This is a genomic window from Pseudonocardia spirodelae, assembly GCF_037727765.1.
GTDB lineage: Bacteria > Actinomycetota > Actinomycetes > Mycobacteriales > Pseudonocardiaceae > Pseudonocardia > Pseudonocardia spirodelae.
The window spans coordinates 190,540-211,428 of the sequence record NZ_JBBJUP010000001.1; the positions used below are offsets into that span (position 1 = coordinate 190,540).

At 75.2% G+C, this 20,889-nt stretch carries 19 protein-coding genes; 11 read left to right on the plus strand and 8 right to left on the minus strand.

The features are described from left to right. The first annotated feature begins 78 nt into the window (after positions 1-78). Both WJX68_RS00925 and acs read left to right on the plus strand, forming a co-directional pair. Entirely contained in the window at positions 79-1,188 is a 1,110-nt protein-coding gene (locus WJX68_RS00925) for a DUF3500 domain-containing protein (RefSeq protein ID WP_340285518.1), read from the plus strand. Positions 1,189-1,236: 48 nt separating this feature from the next. After that, on the plus strand, positions 1,237-3,135 hold the full coding sequence (acs, locus tag WJX68_RS00930; RefSeq protein ID WP_340285519.1) for an acetate--CoA ligase: 1,899 nt from the start codon (positions 1,237-1,239) through the stop codon (positions 3,133-3,135). Between the two features lie 2 nt (positions 3,136-3,137). Here acs and WJX68_RS00935 read toward each other — a convergent pair whose 3' ends face one another. Continuing rightward, entirely contained in the window at positions 3,138-3,455 is a 318-nt protein-coding gene (locus tag WJX68_RS00935) for a putative quinol monooxygenase (protein ID WP_340285520.1), read from the minus strand. An 88-nt stretch (positions 3,456-3,543) separates the two neighbouring features. Between WJX68_RS00935 and WJX68_RS00940 the strand changes: the two genes are divergently transcribed. After that, complete coding sequence (locus WJX68_RS00940; RefSeq protein ID WP_340285521.1) at positions 3,544-4,698, plus strand: DUF3500 domain-containing protein; 1,155 nt, start codon at positions 3,544-3,546, stop codon at positions 4,696-4,698. A gap of 7 nt (positions 4,699-4,705) precedes the next feature. Here WJX68_RS00940 and WJX68_RS00945 read toward each other — a convergent pair whose 3' ends face one another. The 3 genes from WJX68_RS00945 to WJX68_RS00955 form a co-directional block, all read right to left on the minus strand. Beyond that, the gene (locus tag WJX68_RS00945) at positions 4,706-5,206 is read right to left on the minus strand and encodes an Lrp/AsnC family transcriptional regulator (RefSeq protein ID WP_340285522.1); all 501 of its coding nucleotides are present in this window, start codon (positions 5,204-5,206) and stop codon (positions 4,706-4,708) included. A gap of 155 nt (positions 5,207-5,361) precedes the next feature. Further along, entirely contained in the window at positions 5,362-6,675 is a 1,314-nt protein-coding gene (locus WJX68_RS00950) for an FAD-dependent oxidoreductase (RefSeq protein WP_340285524.1), read from the minus strand. 176 nt (positions 6,676-6,851) lie between these two features. Next, a complete protein-coding gene (locus WJX68_RS00955; RefSeq protein ID WP_340285526.1) occupies positions 6,852-7,676 on the minus strand; it encodes an SAM-dependent methyltransferase in 825 nt (274 codons plus the stop codon). 189 nt (positions 7,677-7,865) lie between these two features. On the opposite strand from WJX68_RS00955, the gene WJX68_RS00960 reads away from it, so the two are divergent. The 3 genes from WJX68_RS00960 to WJX68_RS00970 all read left to right on the plus strand — a co-directional run bounded on the left by WJX68_RS00960 (position 7,866) and on the right by WJX68_RS00970 (position 10,333). After that, positions 7,866-8,759: a helix-turn-helix domain-containing protein gene (locus WJX68_RS00960; RefSeq protein WP_340285527.1), complete on the plus strand. Its 894-nt coding sequence runs from the start codon at positions 7,866-7,868 to the stop codon at positions 8,757-8,759. A 195-nt stretch (positions 8,760-8,954) separates the two neighbouring features. Further along, complete coding sequence (locus tag WJX68_RS00965) at positions 8,955-9,194, plus strand: DUF397 domain-containing protein (protein WP_340285528.1); 240 nt, start codon at positions 8,955-8,957, stop codon at positions 9,192-9,194. Positions 9,195-9,286: 92 nt separating this feature from the next. Then, a complete protein-coding gene (locus WJX68_RS00970; RefSeq protein WP_340285529.1) occupies positions 9,287-10,333 on the plus strand; it encodes a class I SAM-dependent methyltransferase in 1,047 nt (348 codons plus the stop codon). Positions 10,334-10,367: 34 nt separating this feature from the next. On the opposite strand, the gene ppk2 is transcribed toward WJX68_RS00970, so the two are convergent. The 3 genes from ppk2 to WJX68_RS00985 form a co-directional block, all read right to left on the minus strand. Further along, on the minus strand, positions 10,368-11,303 hold the full coding sequence (gene ppk2 / locus WJX68_RS00975) for a polyphosphate kinase 2 (protein WP_340285530.1): 936 nt from the start codon (positions 11,301-11,303) through the stop codon (positions 10,368-10,370). 112 nt (positions 11,304-11,415) lie between these two features. Continuing rightward, positions 11,416-12,177, minus strand: a complete 762-nt coding sequence (locus WJX68_RS00980; RefSeq protein ID WP_340285531.1) for an SDR family NAD(P)-dependent oxidoreductase — start codon at positions 12,175-12,177, stop codon at positions 11,416-11,418. 8 nt (positions 12,178-12,185) lie between these two features. Then, the gene (locus WJX68_RS00985) at positions 12,186-13,187 is read right to left on the minus strand and encodes an acetamidase/formamidase family protein (protein ID WP_340285533.1); all 1,002 of its coding nucleotides are present in this window, start codon (positions 13,185-13,187) and stop codon (positions 12,186-12,188) included. Between the two features lie 123 nt (positions 13,188-13,310). Here WJX68_RS00985 and WJX68_RS00990 point away from each other — a divergent pair, with 123 nt between their 5' ends. Both WJX68_RS00990 and WJX68_RS00995 read left to right on the plus strand, forming a co-directional pair. After that, on the plus strand, positions 13,311-13,931 hold the full coding sequence (locus tag WJX68_RS00990) for an L-threonylcarbamoyladenylate synthase (RefSeq protein WP_340285534.1): 621 nt from the start codon (positions 13,311-13,313) through the stop codon (positions 13,929-13,931). A gap of 235 nt (positions 13,932-14,166) precedes the next feature. Next, complete coding sequence (locus WJX68_RS00995) at positions 14,167-16,083, plus strand: hypothetical protein (RefSeq protein ID WP_340285535.1); 1,917 nt, start codon at positions 14,167-14,169, stop codon at positions 16,081-16,083. Here WJX68_RS00995 and WJX68_RS01000 read toward each other — a convergent pair whose 3' ends face one another. Continuing rightward, on the minus strand, positions 16,084-17,046 hold the full coding sequence (locus tag WJX68_RS01000) for a pseudouridine synthase (protein WP_340285536.1): 963 nt from the start codon (positions 17,044-17,046) through the stop codon (positions 16,084-16,086). Between the two features lie 202 nt (positions 17,047-17,248). On the opposite strand from WJX68_RS01000, the gene WJX68_RS01005 reads away from it, so the two are divergent. The 3 genes from WJX68_RS01005 to WJX68_RS01015 are packed head-to-tail and all read left to right on the plus strand — an operon-like array spanning position 17,249 to position 20,879. Continuing rightward, positions 17,249-18,718 (plus strand): GntP family permease, encoded by a 1,470-nt coding sequence (locus tag WJX68_RS01005; protein WP_340285539.1) that lies wholly within the window; start codon positions 17,249-17,251, stop codon positions 18,716-18,718. 11 nt (positions 18,719-18,729) lie between these two features. Then, positions 18,730-19,950 carry a CaiB/BaiF CoA transferase family protein gene (locus WJX68_RS01010; RefSeq protein WP_340285542.1) on the plus strand — a complete coding sequence of 407 codons (1,221 nt, stop codon included), beginning with the start codon at positions 18,730-18,732 and terminating at the stop codon, positions 19,948-19,950. Beyond that, complete coding sequence (locus WJX68_RS01015) at positions 19,947-20,879, plus strand: beta/alpha barrel domain-containing protein (protein WP_340285544.1); 933 nt, start codon at positions 19,947-19,949, stop codon at positions 20,877-20,879. Before WJX68_RS01010 ends, WJX68_RS01015 begins: the two co-directional genes overlap by 4 nt. Positions 20,880-20,889 lie beyond the last annotated feature (10 nt).

Here is a 20,889-nt window from a genome sequence, read left to right on the forward strand (position 1 = left end):
CAATAATTGCGAACGCGGGTTATCGCTGCAAGGTGGTGTGCCCCGACGCACACGACGGAGCGACTACCGTCGGCGGGCGTGACCGACCCCTCCGCCCCCACCGCCGAGGACACCGCCGCCTGGACCGCGGCGGCCGCCGCGGACTGGCTCGACTCCCTCGACCCGGCCGGGCTCGCGGCCGCCACCGGGGCCGGCCCGTCGGGCGACCCGGTCGCCGACGCCGACCGGCGGCGGTGGTTCTACACGCCGACCGACCACGGCGGCCTGACACTGCACGGGCAGGGCCCGGCCCAGCAGCAGCGCGCGATGCGGCTCGTCGCGTCGGGCCTGTCCGAGGCCGGGTTCGCGACGGTCGCCGCGGTCATGGGCCTGGAGAACGTGCTCGACCGGGCCCAGGACTGGCCGTCGCGGCCCTACCGGGAGCGGCTGCGCGACCCCGGCCTGTACTACCTGCGGGTGTTCGGCGACCCGGGTGCGCGCACCTGGGGGTGGCGCTTCGGCGGCCACCACGTGTCGGTCAACGTGCTGGTGGACGGCGGCCGGGTCGCCGCGGCGACGCCGTGCTTCCTCGGGGCCAACCCGGCGTCGACGCCGCTGCTCGGCGGCGGGACCGCGCGCCCGCTCGGCCCGACCGAGGACCTCGCCCGCGCCGTCGTGCGCGGCCTGCCGCCGGAGCTGGCCGAGCGCGCCGTGCTGTCGCCGCACGCGCCCCCGGACCTCGTCACCGCGAACCGGCCGGTCGTCGCGCCGGGCGACCGGCCGCTGCCCACGGCCCTGATCCGGCGCGAGCCCCCGCCCGCCGGCACCGACCCGGGCCCGGTGGCCGGCACCGAGCCCGTCGCCCTGACCGGCCCGCCGGCCGGCATCCCGGCGACCGCGCTCGACGACCGCGGCCGCACGCTGCTGCGCGCCCTGCTCTCGGCCTACCTGGACCGGGCGCCCGCCGGGGTGTCCCCGATGCCCCGCTACGACGACGACGCCGCCCTCGACGAGGTCCACATCGCCTGGGCCGGGTCCACCGAGCCGGGGGAGCCGCACTACCACCGGCTGCAGGGCCCGCGGCTGCTGCTGGAGTGGGACGACACCCAGGACGGCGCGGACCACGCGCACTCGGTGTGGCGCGACCCGGAGAACGACCTGGGCCTGGACCTGCTCGACGCCCACCACCGTGCCTTCGCCCACCGGTGAGGTTGTTCACCCGTGCCCCGGCGTGATCCGCCGGGCACCATCGGGACCGTGTACCCGCCGCCCCCGGAGCTCGCCGCCGCCGCGAACGTGACCGCCGACGCCTACGACCGCGCCGCCGCCGACCCCGAGGCGTTCTGGTGCGAGCAGGCGCGACGCCTGGAGTGGGAGCGCGCGCCCGGGCAGGGCTACGACGGCAGCGCGTGGCCGGAGGTCACCTGGTTCGCCGACGGCACCCTCAACGTCGCCCGCAACTGCGTGGACCGCCACGTCGAGGCCGGGGCGGGGGAGAAGGTCGCGCTGCACTGGGAGGGCGAGCCGGGCGACCGGCGCACCGTCACCTACGCCGATCTGCAGCGCGAGGTCGCCCGCTGCGCCCACGCGCTGACCGCGCTCGGGGTCGGCCGCGGCGACGTCGTCGTGGTGTACCTGCCGGTGCTCGTCGAGACCGTCGTGGTGATGCTGGCCTGCGCCCGGATCGGCGCGGTCCACTCGCTGGTCTTCGGCGGGTTCTCGCCGTCCGCGCTGCGGTTCCGGCTCACCGACGGCGCCGCGAAGCTGCTGGTCACCACCGACGGCCAGTACCGGCGCGGGAAGGCCGTCCCGGTGAAGGGGAACGCCGACGAGGCCGCGGCCGGGGTGGAGTCCCTGGAGCACGTGCTGGTGGTCCGGCGGACCGGGTCCGAGGTGGACTGGACCGAGGGACGCGACGTGTGGTGGCACGACGTCGTCGCGTCGCAGCCCGACGTCCACACCGCACAGGCGCACCCGGCCGAGAGCCCGCTCATGCTCGTCTACACCTCGGGCACCACCGGCACGCCCAAGGGCCTGCTGCACACCATGGGCGGCTACCTCACCCAGGCGTCCTGGACGTCGTGGGCGTGCTTCGACCACAAGCCCGACGACGTCTACTGGTGCACCGCCGACCTCGCCTGGGTCACCGCGCACACCTACGAGGTCTACGGCCCGCTGTCCAACGGCGTCACGCAGGTGATCTACGAGGGCACCCCGGACACCCCCGGGCGCGGGCGGCACTTCGAGATCATCGAGCGCTACGGCGTCACCGTTTACTACACCGCACCCACCCTGGTCCGGACGTACATGAAGTGGGGCACCGAGGTCCCGGCGCGCCACGACCTGTCGTCGCTGCGCCTGCTCGGCACGGTCGGCGAGGCGATCAACCCGGAGGCCTGGCGCTGGTTCCACGAGGTCGTCGGCGGCGGCCGCTGCCCGGTCGTCGACACCTGGTGGCAGTCCGAGACCGGCGCCGCGATCTGCGCGCCGCTGCCGGGCGTGACCCCGCTGCTGCCGGGGTCGGCCACCCACCCGCTGCCGGGCCTGTCGGTGCGCGTCGTCGACCGCGCGGGGCGGACCTGCGCACCCGGCGAGGGCGGCATCCTGGTGATCGACCGGCCGTGGCCGTCGATGGCGCGCACGGTGTGGGGCGACCCGGAGCGCTTCCGCGCGTCCTACTTCGCCGACTACGCCGAGCAGGGCTGGTACAAGGCCGGCGACGGCGCGATGGTCGACGACCGGGGCTACGTGACGATCCAGGGCCGCATCGACGACGTCATGAACGTCTCCGGGCACCGGCTCGGCTCGATCGAGCTGGAGTCGGCGCTGGTGGCGCACCCGCGGGTGGCCGAGGCGGGTGTGGTCGGCGCGCCGGACCCCACGACCGGGCAGGCCGTGGTCGCGTTCGTGACCGTCACCGACGGCCCGACCGAGGGGCTGGCCGAACAGCTGCGCGCCCACGTCGCGCGCGAGATGGGGCCGGTCGCCCGGCCGCGCGAGGTCGTCCTGGTCGGGGAGCTGCCGAAGACCCGCTCGGGGAAGATCATGCGACGGCTGCTGCTCGACGTGACGGCCGGGCGCGAGCCCGGCGACACGACGTCCCTGGTGGACCCGGCCGCCTTCGCGGAGCTGGCGGCCGGGTACCGGGAGCGCTGAGGTCAGGCGACGCGGCGCAGCTTCTGGATCACGAGCTCGCCGTCGAGCAGGTCGCCCATGATGCCCACGAAGCGGGTCAGGTGCGGGGTCTGCAGGTGGGCGTCGAGCTTCGCCTCGGACTCCCAGTTCTCGTAGAAGAAGAACACCGCGGGGTCGTCCCAGCCCTGGTGGAGGTCGTAGTTGACGTAGCCGTCCTCCTTGGTGGTCGGCTCGATCAGCTTCTCCAGCTCGGCCTTCAGCTCCTCCTCCTTGCCCGGCTTCGCGCGCATCCGCGCGATGACGGTGAGCAGGGTGCGGTCGTCGTCGGTGGGCGTGGGCATCGTTGCCTCCAGCTCGATCGGTTGTGCGCAATGAGTATGGCGCACCTCGCCCGGTGGAGTCTGCCCGGAGTGGCTACCGTCGTGCAGCATGATCGGTGCTGCGGACACCCGGGAGACGGCGCGCGCGATGGCCGAGGCGGCGCGCGCCTGGCTCGACACCCTCGACCCGGCCCAGCGGGAGACCGCCGCCGGGCACGCCCCGACCGGTGACGACGACGCCGACGCCGAGCGCCGCCGCTGGTTCTACACCCCCACCGACCACGGCGGCCTGACCTTCCACGAGCAGCTGCCGCCGCAGCAGCGGGCCGCCATGCGGCTCGTCGGCTCCGGCCTCTCGCGTGCGGCCTACGTGACCGTGGCGACGGTGATGGGCCTGGAGAACGTCCTCGACCACACCGAGGGCTTCGTGACGCTGTTCGACCGCACCCGCGGCCGCGACCCGCAGATGTACTACCTGCGGGTGTTCGGCGAGCCCGGCGACACCGGCACCTGGGGCTGGCGCTTCGGCGGGCACCACGTGTCGGTCAACATGCTGGTCGTCGACGGCGTGGTCGTCGCGGCCACGCCGTGCTTCCTCGGCGCCGACCCGGCCACCTCCGAGCTGCTCGGCGACGCCGTGCTCCGCCCGCTCGGGCGGGTCGAGGACCTGGCCCGCGACCTCGTCCGCGCGCTGCCCGCCGAGCTGCGCGAGCGCGCGGTGCTGCTGGACAAGGCCCCGCCGGACCTCGTCGCGGCCAACCGCACCGACCCGCAGGACGGCGACAACTGGATCCCGCTCGCCGGGATCTGGCGCACCGGCTCGTTCGCCGACCCCGAGCAGCAGCGCAAGCTCGACGACATGAGCGCCGGCATCGAGGACCGCGCCGCGTTCAGCGACGCGGAGAAGGCCGCCGTCGCGCTGTCGGCCGTCCCGGCCGGGGTCGCCGCGTCCGACCTGGACGCCGAGGGCCGCGAGATGCTCCGCGCGCTGCTCGGCACCTACCTGCGCCGGGTCGCCGAGCCGCTGCAGCCGGTCTCCCGCTACGACGACGACGCCGAGCTCGACGCCGTCCACCTGGCCTGGGCGGGCCCGCTCGAGGACGGCGCACCGAACTACTACCGCGTGCAGGGCCCGCGGCTGCTGATCGAGTGGGACAACACCCAGCGCGACGCCAACCACGCCCACTCGGTGTGGCGCGACCCGTCGGCCGACTTCGGGCTCGACGTGCTGGGGGCGCACCGGGCGGAGCACCATCTGCGCTGAGGCCCGCTCACGAGCGGTAGGCCGGGGCGCGGGCCGGGCCCTCCCGGTGGTCGCGCTCCAGCAGCGGCCGCCAGCGCGGCGCGACCAGGGTGGACAGCACGACCACGCTGGTCGAGCGGGCGACCAGCGACGAGCGCCCGAGTGCGAGCAGGGTGTCCTGCAGGTCCTCGTGCGAGGCCGCTGCGAGCCGGCACAGCACGTCCGACGAGCCGGTCGTCGCGTACGCCTCGGTGACCGCGGGCAGCGCCGCGAGCTCCGCGGCGACGTCGCCCAGCTCGCCCTGGGCGATCTCCAGCGTCACGAACGCCTGCACGCCGTAGCCGGCCGCGGCGAGGTCGACGTCGGGGCCGTACCCGCTGATCACCCCGGCCCGTTCCATCCGGTCCAGGCGCGCCTGCACCGTGCCGCGGGCGACGGTCAGCGTGCGCGACAGCTCCAGCACGCCGGCCCGCGGGCGCTCCCGCAGCGCGGCGAGCAGGTCGACGTCGAGCGCGTCCAGTGTCAGCACGGGGCCAGCCTAGGTCCGGCACGATCTGGCGATGACCGACAACCTCGCGCAGGTCTGGTCATGCTCGGTCCGGCCCCGACGAGGGGGCTCACCAAGGAGGAGCGCAGTGGCCCCCACCCCGACCGATGTCGCTCCGGAGACCGTCGACCGCGATCTCACCGTCGGGCGGGCCGCGGGCCGGGACGGCCGCTGACCGCGCCGCCGCGGCGGGCGAAGTCCGGCGCCCGTTCCGGCCGGAACCCCACCCCGACCAGGTAGGCCGGGATGATCCGGGCGGCCGGGACGGACCGCATCAGCCGCAGCAGCGGCGCGGGCGGGCCGTCCAGGTTCCCGGCGATCGCGGGGCCGGCGATGCTCGCGTGCATGATCCGCTGCAGGCCCTGGACCAGGATCGTCGGCAGCAGCCGGCGGTTGCGGACACGGGCCAGGTCACGGGCGGTGACGGCGCCGCGCTGCAGCGGGGCCGCGAGGAGCCGGGCCGCGGCGACGGCGTCCTGCACGGCGAGGTTGATCCCGACGCCGCCGATCGGGGACATGGCGTGTGCGGCGTCGCCGATGCAGAGCAGCCCGTCGACGTGCCAGCGGCGCAGCCGGTTGAGCTTGACGTCGAGGTGCTTGACGTCGTCCATCGTCGCGATCTCGCCGACCCGGTCGGCGAACTCGGGCATCAGCTCGGCGACGTCGGCGCGGAACGCCTCCACCCCGCGCTCCCGCAGCCGGGCGTCGGTGCCCTTGGGCCCGAGGTAGGCGATCTGGAAGTAGCCCTCCCGGGGCAGCACGACGGCGAACCGGCCGCGCCCGAGCCGCGGGCGCAGCGCCGCGTCGGTCTCCTCCCGGTGGCGGGGGAGGCGGAACCACCAGGTGTCGAACGGGACGTCGAACTCGGTCACCGGCAGGCCGGTGCCCTCGCGCAGCACCGAGTGCCGGCCGTCGCAGGCGATGGTGAGGTCGGCCCGGATCTCGCCCTCGACGGTCTCGCCGGGGCCGGTGGTCGTCGCGTACCGGACGCCGGCGACCCGCCCGCCCTCCCGCACCAGGGAGGTGGCGCGGGTGTCCATCCGCAGGTCGAACGACGGTTCGGCCCGCCCGGCGTCGGCGAGCAGGTCGAGCAGGTCCCACTGCGGGACCATCGCGACGTACGGGTGGCGCACGCCGACCCGGCGCAGCAGGGAGAAGTCGCCGACCTGCTGCACGCCGCCGCGCTCGTCGGGCACCAGCACCTCGTTCATCCGGCTCTGCGGCAGGGCCGCGAACCGCTCGCCCAGTCCGAGGTCGTCGAGCAGGTCGAGGGTGGTCGGGTGGACGGTGTCGCCCCGGAAGTCGCGCAGGAAGTCGCCGTGCTTCTCCAGCACGGTGACCGCGACGCCCGCGCGGGCCAGCAGCAGCCCGAGCATCATCCCGGCGGGGCCGCCGCCGACCACACAGCACGTCGTCCGGTCGGACCGGGTCTCGGACCTGGACTGGGACATGGTCACCACCTCATTTCAACTGTTGTTGAATTAGGGGGAGTATGCGCCTGCCCGCCGCTGTGCGCAACGGCGACGGGCGCCGGTGCCGGCGGCACGCACGCGAACGGCCGGGCGCGCGGGGGCGCCCGGCCGTGTCGTCGGGAGGTGCGGGGGAGGCGGGCGGACCGCCCGGGCGGTCAGCGCTTGATGCCGACCCCGCCCACGATGCAGCGCTGGACCGGGTCCTCGGTGCGCAGCTGGGGGCCGTCCGGCCACCACCGGTAGCACGGCACGACACCCGGGTCGACCATCTCCAGGCCGGGGAACAGGCCCTGGATCTCGGCGAGGGTGCGGAAGCGGCCGCTGCCCATCGGGCTGTGCACGAACACCTGCTCCATGCGCCGGGCGAGCTCGCTGTCGGAGTTCTCGGGGTCGAAGAAGTGCGCGATCGCGACGACCGAGCCGGGGGCGAGGCGCTCGATGTAGCGGGCCATCACGGCCTGCGGGTCGACGGTGTCGGCGAAGTGGTGGATGGTCCCGATCTGGAACAGCGCCACCGGCGCGTCGAGGTCGAGGAACTCCTGGATCGTGGGGTCGTCGAGCACGGTTTCCGGCTCGCGGATGTCCGCGGCGGTGAAGCGGGTGAGCTCGTTGTCCTCCAGCAGCGCCTGGCCGTGCGCGATGACGGTCGGGTCGTTGTCGACGTAGGCGACCCGGGCCTCGGGCTGCAGCCGCTGCACGACCTGGTGGGTGTTCTCCGCGGTCGGCAGGCCGGAGCCGCAGTCGAGGAACTGGGTGATCGAGGTCTGGGTGGCGATGAACCGCGCCGCCCGGATCAGGAACGCCCGGTTGTCGACGGCGAGCTGGTTGACCTCCGGGGCGACCGCGCGGACCCGCTCGATGGTCTCGCGGTCCACCTCGTAGTTGTCCTTGCCGCCGAGGGCGTAGTCGTACACGCGCGCGATGCTCGCCTTGGTCGTGTCGATGTAGGCGGGTGCGCGACCTTCGGTCGGCTGGACCATGCTGGGCGTCCTCACTGGTGGTGGGGGTCTCGGCGGAGGTGCGGTCACCGTAGCGGACCCCCGCCGTGGGCACGCACGGTGACCGTCCGGGCGGTGGAGGGTGAGCGGCACCGCTGACGACCTGGCGCACCCTTGTGTAGGCTCGGTCATCCGATCGGTAGTCCCCGCAACCCGCAGGAGCCCGTCCCGGTGGTCCCGAGCCCGAACAGCCCCACCCCTCCCGGTGCCGACCGCGGCCCGACCGCGCGCCGGATCGTCCTCGGGGCGCACCTGCGCCGACTGCGCGAGCGGGCCTCGATCAGCCGCAGCGACGCCGCCTACGCGATCCGCGGCTCGGACTCGAAGATGAGCCGCCTCGAGTCGGGCAAGGTCGGGTTCAAGCAGCGCGACGTCGCCGACCTGCTGACCATGTACGGCGTCGGCGAGGGCCCCGAGCGCGACCAGGTCCTGTCGATGGCCGAGGAGAGCAACTCCAGCGGCTGGTGGGCCCGCTTCAACGACGTCGTCCCCGGCTGGTTCGAGGACTTCGTGGGCCTGGAGGCCTCGGCCTCGCGGATCTCGTCCTACGAGCTGCTGTTCGTCCCGGGCCTGCTGCAGACCGAGGACTACGCGCGCGCGGTGGTCAGCGGCGGCCACGCCGACCTGCCGCCCGCCGAGCGGGCCGACGTCGAGAAGCGCCTGGAGGTGCGGCTGCGCCGCCAGCGGGTGCTGCACCGCAAGGACGCGCCCACCTTCTGGACGGTGCTCGACGAGGCGGTGCTGCACCGCCCGGTCGGCGGGGAGAGCGTGTTCCGCGCCCAGCTCGACCACCTCGTCGAGCTGTCCTCGCTGCCCAACGTCGTGGTGCAGCTGCTGCCCTGGGGCCTGTCGGGCTACGGCGCCGAGCACGCCTTCACCATGCTCCGCTTCGCCGAGCCGGAGCTGCCCGACCTCGTCTACCTCGAGGAGATGACCGGGTCGTCCTACCTGGACAAGCGCGCCGACGTCGAGCGCTACGGCCGCGCCATGGACCGGCTGACGATCGACGCGCTGTCCCCGGACGAGACCAAGCAGGCGCTGACGAAGCTCCGCGCGGAGCGCTGAGCAGCGCCGACGTCGCCGGGGTGCGACGAATGGCGACACCCGCACGCCGGTGACCGCCTGCGGTCGGTGCCGCGCAGCCGGGCGCGGTGGAACGACCGCCGGGCGCGGGCGACCCGTCGTACACGATGGACATGCCCCGCTGCTGCTACCTTCTGCGCAACGGAGAATGCACGTGCAGATGAGGTGAGCATTCGCATGGACCAGATGCACCTGAGCGACCCCGCGACGATCGATGCGATGGCGTGGCGCAAGAGCGTGCGCAGCGGCTACCAGGGCAACTGCGTGGAGCTCGCCGTCCCGGCCGGCGCCGCCGGCACGACCGTGGCCGTCCGCAACTCGCGCGACCCGCACGGCACCGTGCTCGCCTTCCCCGCGACCGACATGGCCGCGTTCCTCGCCTCGATCAAGAACGGCGAGCTGGACGACCTCGCCTGAGCCGCTCCCCGGTGAACCTCCCGCGGGCGGCCGGCCCGACCCCGGCCGCCCGCGGTGACCCGGGAAAGATCGTCACGGTGTAGGAAGGAACGGTGATCCGTCCCGACCGGGCACCGTCCTACCGCGGCGCGAGCGCCCACTACCTCTCGCCGTCGCGACGCGACCCCGTCAAGGTCCTGTCCGAGGAGCCGATCACCCGGCGGGTGATCACCGGGGCGCTCGCCGCACTCGACCTGCCCCCGGACGGGCCGGTCGCCGTCCTCGACGTCGGCGCCGGCACCGCGGACGGGTTCGCGCTGCTCACCCGGTCCGGACCGGGCGAGGCGGCGCCGGTGCCCGAGGACCGGCTGCGCTACGTCGGCCTCGACGTCGACCCGGAGATGGTCCGGACCGCGCAGGGGACCGTCGACTCGCCGTCGGCGTCGTTCGTGCTCGGCGACGTGCGCTCCGACCTGCCCGCCGGTGCGTTCGACCTGTACCTGTCCTGCGGGGTCCCCTACTCCCACCTCACCCGCGACGAGCTGGTCGAGGCGCTGCGGTCGGTGCTCTCGGCCGTCGCGGCGCGGGGACGGCGGGCGGCCGTCGTCGTCGACGTCCTGGGCCGCTGGTCGGTGGAGTGGCAGCCGCGCTGGGACCGCGAGCGCTGGGACTACGCGATGAGCTTCTTCGCCGGCGGCGGCGACACGATCTCCGAGCCCATGACCTTCTACGGCCGGCGCGAACTCGACGCCACCGTCGACGCCGCCCTGGCGGGCAGCGGTGCGCGGCTGCGCTCGCGCACCGCCGTCGACCGCTCCGTGCTCGTCGGGCGGCACACCGCGACCGGCACCTTCCACCCCGCGGTGCCCCGCTTCCGGACCCTGGTCAACGACCTGGTCCGCGCACCCGGGCGGGTCCGGCCCGCCGGGCTGCGGTTCGACCCCGCCCGGACGGGCGCCCCCGGCGACGTCCTCGCCCAGCTGGACCGGTTCGCGCGGCGCTGGAACGCCGCGCTCGCCGCCCACCCGGCCGACGCCCCGCTCGACGAGGACAGCGGCCCGCGCCTGGCGCGGGCGCTGCTCGCCGTCGAGCGGGAGGAGGGGCCGGGGCTCGGCATCGGCCACTCGCTGACGATGACGCTCGTCGCCGAGCCCGCGTGAACGGCCGGGTGCCCGGCGGCGCCGCCGGGCGCGGTCAGCGGCTGCGGTCGGTGAGCGGGGGGAAGCGGTTCGGGCCCTCGTCGTGCTCGAACATCTCCGCGGCCGGGCCGACGACCAGCGGGTCCGGCCGGGCGGCGACGTCGACGTCCTTGCCGGGGTAGTCGAACAGGCCCAGTACGTGGCGCATCGCCTCCAGCCGGGCCCGCTTCTTGTCGTTGCTCTTGATCACCGTCCAGGGGGCGTCCTTGGTGTCGGTGTAGAAGAACATCGCCTCCTTGGCCTCGGTGTAGGCCTCCCACTTGTCCAGCGACGCCAGGTCCATCGGGGACAGCTTCCACTGCCGGACCGGGTCGACCTGGCGGATGAGGAAGCGGGTGCGCTGCTCGTCGCGCGACACCGAGAACCACAGCTTGACCAGGTGGATCCCGGAGCGGACGAGCATCCGCTCCAGCTCGGGGGTGGCCCGCAGGAACTCCATGTAGGACCGCGGGTCGGTGAAGCCCATGACCCGCTCCACGCCCGCCCGGTTGTACCAGGAGCGGTCGAACAGCACGATCTCCCCGGCGCTCGGCAGGTGCGCGACGTAGCGCTGGAAGTACCACTGCCCGGCCTCGCGCTCGGTCGGCTTCTCCAGCGCCACCACCCGGCACCCGCGGGGGTTGAGGTGCTCGGTGAACCGCTTGATCGTGCCGCCCTTGCCCGCGGCGTCGCGGCCCTCGAAGAGCACGACGATCCGGCTCCCGGTGTCCTTGACCCAGTTCTGCAGCTTCAGCAGCTCGATCTGGAGCAGCCGCTTCTGCCGTTCGTACTCGGCGCGCGAGAGCCGGTCGTCGTAGGGGTAGCCCTCGCGCCAGGTGTCGACCGGGCTGCCCTCCGGGCCGAGCAGGGTCGGGTCGTCGTCGTCGGAGTCGTCGACCCGGAAACGCTCCGGGTCGACCGCGGCGGGGTGCGGGAGCGGGGTCTGGTCCACGGGGCCACGGTGCGCGGCGCGGATGGCCTGCGGGCCACGCCCGGGTGGCGCCCGGGTGAGCAGCGGGCAGCGGGACGGGGCCGGGTGGTGCGGGAGGCGCTGCGCCGACCGCTCAGAGCTGCACCCCGCGGGTCAGCGCCCCGTCGACGACGAGGTTCGTCCCGCTGATCCGGCTCGCGCGCGGGCTGACCAGCGACACGACGGCGTAGGCGGTCTCCTCCGGGGTCCCCATCCGGCCGGTCGGGTTGAGCCCCATGGCGTGCGCGAACAGCTCCGGGTTCCCCTGCTCGACCCCGGCCCAGACCCCGCCGGGGAAGTACACGTTGCCGGGGGAGACGGCGTTGGCCCGGACACCCTTCGGCGCGAGGTCGAAGGCCAGCCCGGACACGTAGTGCACCAGCGCGGCCTTCATGACGCCGTAGGACCCGTCGGCGAAGTCGATCTCGCGCCCGGAGACGCTGGAGACCGCGGTGACCGAGGCGGCGTCGCTGCGCTCCAGGTGCGGCAGCGCGGCCTCGACCAGCCGGACGGTGTGCAGCAGGTCGATCTCGAAGCTCGAGCGCCAGTTCTGTTCACCCGGCCCGATGGCGAGCGCGCTGACGTTCGCGACGACGGCGTCGATGCCGCCGAAGCGCTCCGCGCTCGCCGCGACCCAGCCGGTCAGCGCGTCGCCGTCGGCGACGTCGACCGCGGTCCCGGCGACGTCCGCGCCGCCCGCACGCAGCTCCTGCTCCGCGGCGGCGACGCCCTCGGCGTCGCGGGCGCAGAACGCCACCCGCGCGCCCTCGGCGGCGAGCGCGTCGACCACGGCGCGGCCGATGCCCCGCGACCCGCCGGTGACCAGCACGACGCGTCGGTCCAGCAGCATGTCCATCGGGTCTCCTAGAGGGTGCGGGCCTGCTCGCGCAGGTGCCGGTGGACGCCGCCGTACGCCGCGGCGTCGGGCAGCAGCGACTTCGCGATCTTGGTGACGGCGCTGTAGTTGGTGTCGACGACGTTGGCCAGCGGTGACTCCGCGGCCTGGGTGAGCAGCTGGTAGGCGTCGAGCCGGTCCAACCCGTAGAGCTCGCCGAGCCAGGCGATCATGCCGATCTGGCTGGCCCGCCACGCGTCCTCCAGCGGGCGGGACGACCCGACGACGACGTAGTGGGTGTCGGTCTCGATCCGCGGCCACGCCGGGACCGGGGCGTTCTTGATCAGCTCCACGATCAGCACGACGTCCATCGCGCCCTCGACGGCCGTCCCGCAGCTCTCGCCCTCGCCCTGGCGGTAGTGGCCGTCGCCGACGGAGAACAGCGCGCCCTCGACGTTGACCTGCAGGTAGCAGGTGGCGCCGGCCCGCATCTCCGGGGTGTCCATGTTGCCGCCGAACACGTCGGGAACCAGCGAGCTGCGCACCTCCCGCCCGGGCGGCGCGACACCGACGGTGCCGAGCATCGGGTTGCACGGCAGCTCCAGGCGCAGGTCGGCGCTGGTCGCCTCGAACAGCACGGTGCCCGCGGCGCGGTCGAGCTGGTAGATCCAGGTCCGCTCGGGCAGCGGCTCGTGCAGCAGTGCGGTGCGCTCGGTCGTCGACAGGGCCCCGAACAGCGGGATCAGGGTGGAGGCGCCCCAGTCCCGCGCCGGCGTCAGCTCCACGAGGTGGACGGCCAGGGTGTCGCCGGGCTCGGCGCCCTCGACGAAGAACGGCCCGGTCTGCGGGTTCACCTCGGTCATGTCGAGCACCGCGCTCGGCCGGTCCGAGGTGGACGTGAGCCGCCCGGAGAAGGCGTCCTCGGTCCACAGCCGCAGGCACGTCCCGGGCGTCACCCGCCGGGCCGGGGCGGCGCCGCCGAAGGTCCACGCGAACTCGTGCCGTTCCGGGCGGTACTCGACGACCTGCATGGGTCGCATCCTGTCCGGCCCGGGGCCGGCGGGCAACGGTTGCGTGGGCGTCCGGCCCGTGCGCCGCGACGACGGCCCGGGCAGATCCCCCACGCCGCGCCGCCGAGCCGGTAGGTTCCGCGGATGGCCCGCTACTTCGACGTGCACCCGCAGAACCCGCAGCCGCGCAGCGTCGGCCAGGTGGTGGACCTGGTCCGCGAGGGCGGCCTGATCGCCTACCCCACCGACTCGTGCTTCGCGCTGGGCTGCTCGCTGGGCAACGCCGAGGGCCTGGAGCGGATCCGGCGCATCCGCAAGCTCGACGACAAGCACCACTTCACCCTGGTCTGCGCGGACTTCGCCCAGCTCGGGCAGTTCGTGCAGATCTCCAACGCGGTGTTCCGCGCGGTGAAGGCGTCCACCCCGGGCAGCTACACCTTCATCCTGCCCGCGACCAAGGAGGTGCCGCGCCGGCTGCTGCACCCGAAGAAGAAGACCGTCGGCGTCCGGATCCCCGAGCACACCACCACCCAGGCGATCCTGGAGAACCTCGGCGAGCCGCTGCTGTCCTCGACGCTGCTGCTGCCCGGCCACGACGAGCCGATGACGCAGGGCTGGGACATCAAGGAGGAGCTCGACCACCAGGTCGACGCGGTCATCGACTCCGGCGACTGCGGCACCGAGCCGACCACCGTCGTCGACCTGTCGGGCGACGAGCCGGAGATCGTGCGGTACGGCGCGGGGGACCCGTCGCGCTTCGAGTGACCCGCTGCCCGGCGCGGGCGCCCGGCCGCCGGTCGTGCCCGGGTACCCACCCCGGGTGACCACCCGCGGGGTGCCGCGCCGCCCGCCCCTCCGCCGTCCACCGCCCACCGCATCGGGACCGGCGCCCGCCGGACCGACGAGTAGGCTTCGCAACCGACCCTGCCCGGGCGTCCGCACGGGTGGGGCCGCGGCGTCCGGTCCCGGGCGCCGTCCGAACGGTTCGGAGGACGATCGCGTGGCGCGAGACGACCCGCCGCACACCCCGTCCGGCCCGGGCCCCGAGGCCCCGGCCGTCCCCACCGGGGACCCGGTGCTGGCCGCCATCGCGCACCGGCTGCGGGCCCGCTCCGAGCGTCAGCAGCTGCTGACCGAGCGGCTGCGCTCCGGCGAGCTGCGTCCCGGCGCGCTGGCCGACCTCGCCGAGCTCGCCGCGGCCGCCCGCCGTGGCGCCCGCGACGGCGACCACATCCTCGTGCTGGCCGGGTCCCCGCGGGGGCCGCGGCTCGCCGCGCCGCCCACCCCGCTGGGGCAGGCGCTCAACACCGTCGTCGCCGCCAGCGAGGCGGCCTCGCGCACGGTCGTCCCGCCGACGCCGAGCGTCTCGGTCGACGCGACGGCGGAGACCGTCCTGGGCCAGATCCTCGCCGAGCTGCTCGCGCACGCCGCCGGCAGCACGTCGCCGGGGGAGCGGATCGAGCTGCTGACCCGCTGGGGCCCCGACGGCGGGATCGTCGTCGAGCTGCAGGGGACCCAGCCGCCGCGCCACCGCACGCCCGTCGACGAGCTCGACCGCGCGCTCGGCTCGGCCACCCCGGGCGGACCGGTGGCACCGCAGGAGATCGGGCTGCACGTCGCGGCGCGGCTGGCCCGCGCGATCGGCGCACGGCTCGGTGTTCGGGCGCCCGCCGGGAACACCGCGGTCGCGCCGATCGCCGTGCTGTACCTGCCGTCCTCCGTGGTCGGCGGCGGCTCGCGGCCCGAGCCCGCCCCCGCGGAGCCCGCGCCGGCCGCGGCGCCCGAGGTGCCCGCATCCGACGCCGCGGGCGCGACGGCCGCGCTGCGCCGTCCCGCCGCCGACGGCGCCCCGGCCGCGCCGGCCCCCGCGCCGGACGCTCCGTGGCCCCCGCGGTCCGAGCCGCGCGAGAGCCCCGCGCCCGAGCGGAGCTGGCCGCCTGCGGCCGCCGCGTCCGAGGAGCCGTCCGGGCCCGGCGGGCTGCCCCGTCGCGGTGCCCCCGCCGCCGGCGGCATCGCCGCCGCGGTCCCCTTCGCCGCGTCCGGCGCGCCGGGCCCCGCCTTCACGGCCGGTCCCGGTGGCACGGGTGGACCCGGCGCCTCCGGCAACGGCCCCTCCGGCAACGGCCCCTCCGGCAACGGCCCCTCCGGCAACGGCAGCGGCCTGCCGGGCAACGGCCCGTTCGGGGGCGGCCTGCCGGGCACCACCCCGCCCGGGAGCGGCCCGTCCGGGAACGGCGTGCCGGGCACCGGACCCCCGGGAGCGGGTGTGCCGGGCAACGGCACCGGCCCCTCGGCGCCCGGGCCGTCCGGGTCCCCGCAGGGCCCCGGACGCAACGGCGTCCCGCAGCCGTCGCCGGCCGCCGAGGAGCCGCCGGTGACCGAGGCGCTGCCGGTCGCCGGTGTGGGCGGGACGACACCACCGGTCGAGCTGTTCGGACCGTTCGACTCGGAGGTCCCGGTGCCGGTGGACGACGTGGACGACACCCCGATCTTCGCGGCGGTAGCCTCGGCCTGGTTCCGCGAGCCCGGCTCCACCGAGACCACGGCGCTGCCGGTCACCCCGGGCGGGACGGCCGGGAACTGGCGGACCCCCGGCGACGCCGAGTTCGACGCCGCCCGGATCCGTGCCGACCGCGTCGTCGACCTGCCGACGACGGCGCAGGGCCTGCCGCAGCGGCTGCCCGGCCAGGCCATGGTGCCGCCGTCGTGGCGGGACACGCCCAACGGCGCCGTCCCCGGCGGGTCGCGCGAACGCCAGCCCGACCGGGTCCGCAACCGGCTCGCGAGCTACCAGCGCGGGCTGCGCGAGGGGCGCCACCGCGCCGCCGAGGACCACGGCCCGGTGAACGGCGTCGCGGTCAACGGGCACCGCAACGGCCACCACCTCGACGACGGCGACGACCGCAGCGTCGGCTGATCACCACTCGTGGGGCGTCCCGGCGGCCCAGCCGTCCGGGTCGTCCCACGCCTGCAGGCTGCGGCGGCTCACGAAGCGGCGCGGCGCGCCCGTCACCGGGTCGTCGAACTCCAGGGACCGCGAGAGCAGCTGCAGCGGGCGGGTGAAGTCCTCCGGCGCGCGCCGCCGCAGCTCCGGGTAGACGTCGTCGCCGAGGATCGGCACCCCGAGACCGTTCAGGTGCACACGCAGCTGGTGGGTGCGCCCGGTGCGCGGCGTCAGGGCGTACAGCGCGCGGTCGCCGCGCCGACCGGCCAGCGCGATCCGGGTCTCGGCGTTCGGCTCGCCCGGCTCGGTCACCGCCGCGAACACCCCGGGCCGCTTCACGATCCGTGAGACCTCGGTGCGCGGCAGCGCCAGGGCCGGGTCGGCGCCCGCGACGGCCTCGTAGGACTTGCGCACCCGGCCGCGCGCGAACAGCGTCTGGTAGGCGCCGCGCAGCTCGGGTCGCACCACGAGCAGCAGCACCCCGGCCGTGGCGCGGTCGAGCCGGTGCGCCGGGCTGAGCGCGGGCAGCCCCAGCTCGTGGCGCAGCCGTACCAGCACCGTCTGGCGGACGTGGCTGCCGCGCGGGATCGTCGCGAGCAGGTGCGGCTTGTCGACGACGACCACGTCGTCGTCGCGGTGCAGCACGGGCAGCCCGAACGGCACGGGCACCTCGTCGGGCTCGTCGCGGTAGAGCCACAGCGTCGTCGACGGCGTGTACGGCGTCGACGGGGTCAGCGGACCGTCCCCGGTGACGATCTCGCCCGCGGCGATGCGGGCGTCGATCCGCCCCGCGACGTGCGGGAAGCGGTCGACGAGGTGGTCGCGCATCGTCGTCCAGCCGTCGTGGGGCGGGGTGCGGACGCGCGCCGGGGCCAGCCCGTCGACGGTCGGGAGCGGCGAGCTCTCCCGCGAGGTGCGGCGGCGGCGGGATCTCACGGCAGGTGAGCCTACGACGGGCGCCCGTGGGCCGGTCCTCCTACGGTGCCCACCTGCTGATCGTCGTCGGGCTCGTGCTGCCGGGATCCGCTCGGATCCGGCGGGGCGCCCACCGCCGGAGGAACATCCGGGGTTGCCCGCATGGTGGGTGACTGTTCATGATGTGAGCACGACATCGTCGTCGATGCTCAGGGGGGCCATCGTGTCGGAGACCGTCATCGTGGTGAACACGGCCGTCGCCGTGCTCGCCATCGTCGTGCTCATCGTGCGGTTCCGGTTGAACCCGGTGATCTCGCTGGTGATCGGGGCGGTGTACCTCGGCCTCACCGCGGGCCTGGGCGTGGAGGGCACGGTCGGCGCGGTGACCGGCGGCTTCGGCGACATCCTCGCCGACGTCGGCCTGCTCATCGCCTTCGGCGTGCTGACCGGGGCGATGCTGCACCGCGCCGGTGCGATCGAACGCCTGGTGTCGGCGCTGCTGCGGGTCTGCGGGCCGCGCGGCATGCCGTACGCGACGGCCGTGACCGTCTCCACCGCGCTGCAGTCGATCTTCGTCGACGTCCTGCTGGTCATCTCGGCACCGCTGGCCCGCCGGATCGCGCCGCGCATCGGTGACCGCGGGCTGCCGCGGATGGCGACGGCGCTCGCGATCGGCCTGGAGTGCGGCATCGTCTTCATGGTCCCGGGCGTGGGGGCGGTCGCCCTGGCCGGTGTGCTCGGCGTCCCGCTCGGGCAGATGCTGATCCTCGGGCTGGTCGTCGTGGTGCCGACCGTGGTGATCGCGACCGGCATCATGACGGTGCTGCTGCGCCGCGGCTGGTGGGACCCGGCCCGCGACGAGCAGGAGCCCGCCCTCGCCGCCGACTCCGCCGACTCCGCCGACTCCGCCGAAACCACCGACACCGGCGTCGACCCGGGACCCGGCCCGGACGGGCGCGGGACCGACCACCCCCGGGGAGCCGGGCGGCAGGCCGCGCCCGCCCGCACCGCCACCGGCGCGGGCCCGGCGGCCCGCGCGGGCCGCCGCGAGCTTCCGCTGCTCGCCCTGTTCGGCCCGCTGCTCGCCGGCCTGCTGCTCATCGCGGCCGGCGCCGTCCTCGACGCCGCCGGGGTCACCCACCCGGTGCTCGCACTGCTCGCCGAGCCGGTGATCGCGCTGCTCATCGCCCTGGTCGGCACGACCGCGCTGGTCGGCGCCGTGTACGGCCGCGACATGGTCGAGTCCGCCGTCGGGGACGGCTTCCGCGAGAGCGGCCAGATCCTGATCCTCACCGGCGTCGGCGGCTCGCTGGCCACCACGATCTCCGAGGCCGGGCTCGGCGAGATCCTCGGCCGCTTCTTCTCCGCGAGCACCGCCGCGCCGCTGCTGATGGTGTGGCTGATCGCCGCCGTACTGCACGTCGCGATCGGATCGGTGACGATCTCCGCGATCACCGCGGCCGGGGTGCTCGCCCCGGTCGCCCCGGTGATCGGGCTGGCCCCGGTGCTGATCGCGCTGGCCGCGGGCGCCGGTGCGCTGTTCGCCGTGCACGTCACCTCGAACACGTTCTGGCTGCTGCAGTCGCTGCTGGGCCAGTCGGTGCGGGGAACGCTCAAGACCTGCTCGGTCGGGGTCTCGATCGCCTCGGTCGTCGCGATCCTGGTGATCCTGCCCCTGTCCGTCGTCGTCTAGGAAGGACGTCCATGACCACCGACCTGCCCCTGTCCGGGGTGCGCGTGCTGGAGCTCGGCAACTACATCGCCGCGCCGACGGCGGGCCGCCTGCTGGCCGACTTCGGCGCCGAGGTGATCAAGGTCGAGCGCCCCCGCACCGGTGACGAGCTGCGCAACTGGCGGCTCTACGCGGGGGACACCTCGATGCTCTACCGCACGCTCAACCGCAACAAGCGCTCGATCACCCTGGACATGCGCTCCGAGGCCGGCCGGCAGGCCGTGCTCGACCTGGCCGCGTGCTCCGACGTCGTGCTGGAGAACTTCCGGCCCGGCACGCTGGAGAAGTGGGGGCTCGGCCCGGCCGAGCTCGACGCCGTCAACCCGGCCGTGGTGCTGGTGCGGATCTCGGCGTTCGGCCAGACCGGGCCGCTGGCGAAGCGGCCCGGGTTCGCCGCCGTCGCCGAGGCGATGGGCGGGCTGCGCGCGCTGGTCGGGGAGGCCGACCGGCCGCCGTCGCGGACCGGGGTGTCGATCGGCGACTCCATCGCCGGGCTCTACGGCGCGTTCTCCGCGCTGATGGGGCTCTACCAGCGCGAGAGCAGCGCGGCGACGCCCCCGCTGGACCGGCGCTGCCTGGACATCGCGCTCAACGAGGCGGTGTTCTCGATGATGGAGTCCCTGGTCCCCGACCACCTCGCCTACGGCGTCGAGCGCCGCCGCGTCGGCGGCCGGATGGAGGGCATCGCCCCGTCCAACGCCTACGCGTGCGCCGACGGCGGCAGCGTCGTCGTCGCCGGCAACGGCGACTCCATCTACGGCCGACTCATGGCCGTCATCGGCCGCCCCGACCTCGGCGAGGACCCGGACCTGGCGTCGAACGCCGGGCGCTGGGCCCGGCGCGACGAGCTCGACGAGGCCATCGAGAGCTGGACCCGCTCGCAGCCGCGCGCGCAGGTGCTGGCCGCGCTGGAGGAGGCGGGCGTGCCCGCCGGGCCCATCTACGGGGCCGCCGACATCGTCGCCGACGAGCAGTTCGCCGCCCGCGACATGGTCCAGTACTTCGACGTCGACACCGGCGGTGACACGCCCGCCCGCGTCGGGTTCCCCGGGGTGGTCCCGGTGCTGGGCGGCCGCTCGGTCCCGGTCCGCTCCGTCGGCCCCGACCTGGGCGCCGACACCGAGGACGTGCTGGGCGGCCTGCTCGGGTACCCGGCCGGGACCGTCCGGGCCGCCGCGGGGGAGGACGCATGACCACCGGACACGACGTGATCCTGCGCGACGTGACGTTGCGCGACGGGCTGCAGCTCACCGGCAAGCCGCTGCCGACCGGCCGCAAGGTCGAGCTGGTGCGGGCGCTGCTCGGCGCGGGCGTGCCGGAGCTGGAGATCGGTTCGCTCGCCCGCGGCGACATGGTGCCGCCGCTGGCCGACACCCTCGACGTCGTCGCCGCGCTGACCCCCGAGGAGCTGGCCCGCTGCTGGGTCTGGGTCGCGACCCCGCGGCACGTGCAGAAGGCCGTGGCCGCCGGCGCCCGCAACGTGCAGTACTGCTTCTCGGTCTCCGACGCGCACAACAACGCCAACATCGGCCGCGACACCGAGGTGTCGCTCGCGGCGATGCCGCAGGCCGTCGAGCACGCCCGCGCCGCGGGCGGGCGCATCCAGCTGTGCCTGGCGACGGCGTTCACCTGCCCGTTCGAGGGCCCGGTCGCGCCGCAGCGGGTGCTCGACATCGTCGCCGACCCGCGGACCGAGGGGTCCTGCGACGTCGTCGTCTGCGACACCCTCGGCCAGGCCGTCCCGGCCGAGGTCGGGTCGCTGGTCGGCCGCGTCGCCGAGGTCGCGGGGGACCGGCGGATCGCCTTCCACGGCCACGACACCTGGGGGCAGGGCGTGGCGAACGCGCTCGCCGCGGTGGGCGCCGGCGCGACCGTCCTCGACGGCGCGCTCGGCGGGCTGGGCGGGTGCCCGTTCGCCCCCGGAGCCAGCGGCAACACCTCCAGCGAGGACCTGCTGTTCGCGCTGCGCCCGCACTGGCTCACCCCCGCCGTCCTCGCCGACCTGGTGACGTGGTCGGAGGACCTGCTCGGCGAGCTGGGGGAGCCGATGCGCTCGGCCACCGCGCAGGGTGTGCGGTCGCGGGCCGCGGCCTTCCCCTGGACGGCCGGGCCCCGCGCCTGACCGGACCCGG

Excerpts from the sequence above, each read along its gene's own strand:
- WJX68_RS00935 (WP_340285520.1), bottom strand. The coding sequence starts at position 3,455 with ATGCCCACGCCCACCGACGACGACCGCACCCTGCTCACCGTCATCGCG.
- WJX68_RS00940 (WP_340285521.1), top strand. The coding sequence starts at position 3,544 with ATGATCGGTGCTGCGGACACCCGGGAGACGGCGCGCGCGATGGCCGAG.
- WJX68_RS00950 (WP_340285524.1), bottom strand. The coding sequence starts at position 6,675 with ATGTCCCAGTCCAGGTCCGAGACCCGGTCCGACCGGACGACGTGCTGT.
- WJX68_RS00955 (WP_340285526.1), bottom strand. The coding sequence starts at position 7,676 with ATGGTCCAGCCGACCGAAGGTCGCGCACCCGCCTACATCGACACGACC.
- WJX68_RS00965 (WP_340285528.1), top strand. The coding sequence starts at position 8,955 with ATGGACCAGATGCACCTGAGCGACCCCGCGACGATCGATGCGATGGCG.
- WJX68_RS00980 (WP_340285531.1), bottom strand. The coding sequence starts at position 12,177 with ATGGACATGCTGCTGGACCGACGCGTCGTGCTGGTCACCGGCGGGTCG.
- WJX68_RS00985 (WP_340285533.1), bottom strand. The coding sequence starts at position 13,187 with ATGCAGGTCGTCGAGTACCGCCCGGAACGGCACGAGTTCGCGTGGACC.
- WJX68_RS00990 (WP_340285534.1), top strand. The coding sequence starts at position 13,311 with ATGGCCCGCTACTTCGACGTGCACCCGCAGAACCCGCAGCCGCGCAGC.
- WJX68_RS01010 (WP_340285542.1), top strand. The coding sequence starts at position 18,730 with ATGACCACCGACCTGCCCCTGTCCGGGGTGCGCGTGCTGGAGCTCGGC.
- WJX68_RS01015 (WP_340285544.1), top strand. The coding sequence starts at position 19,947 with ATGACCACCGGACACGACGTGATCCTGCGCGACGTGACGTTGCGCGAC.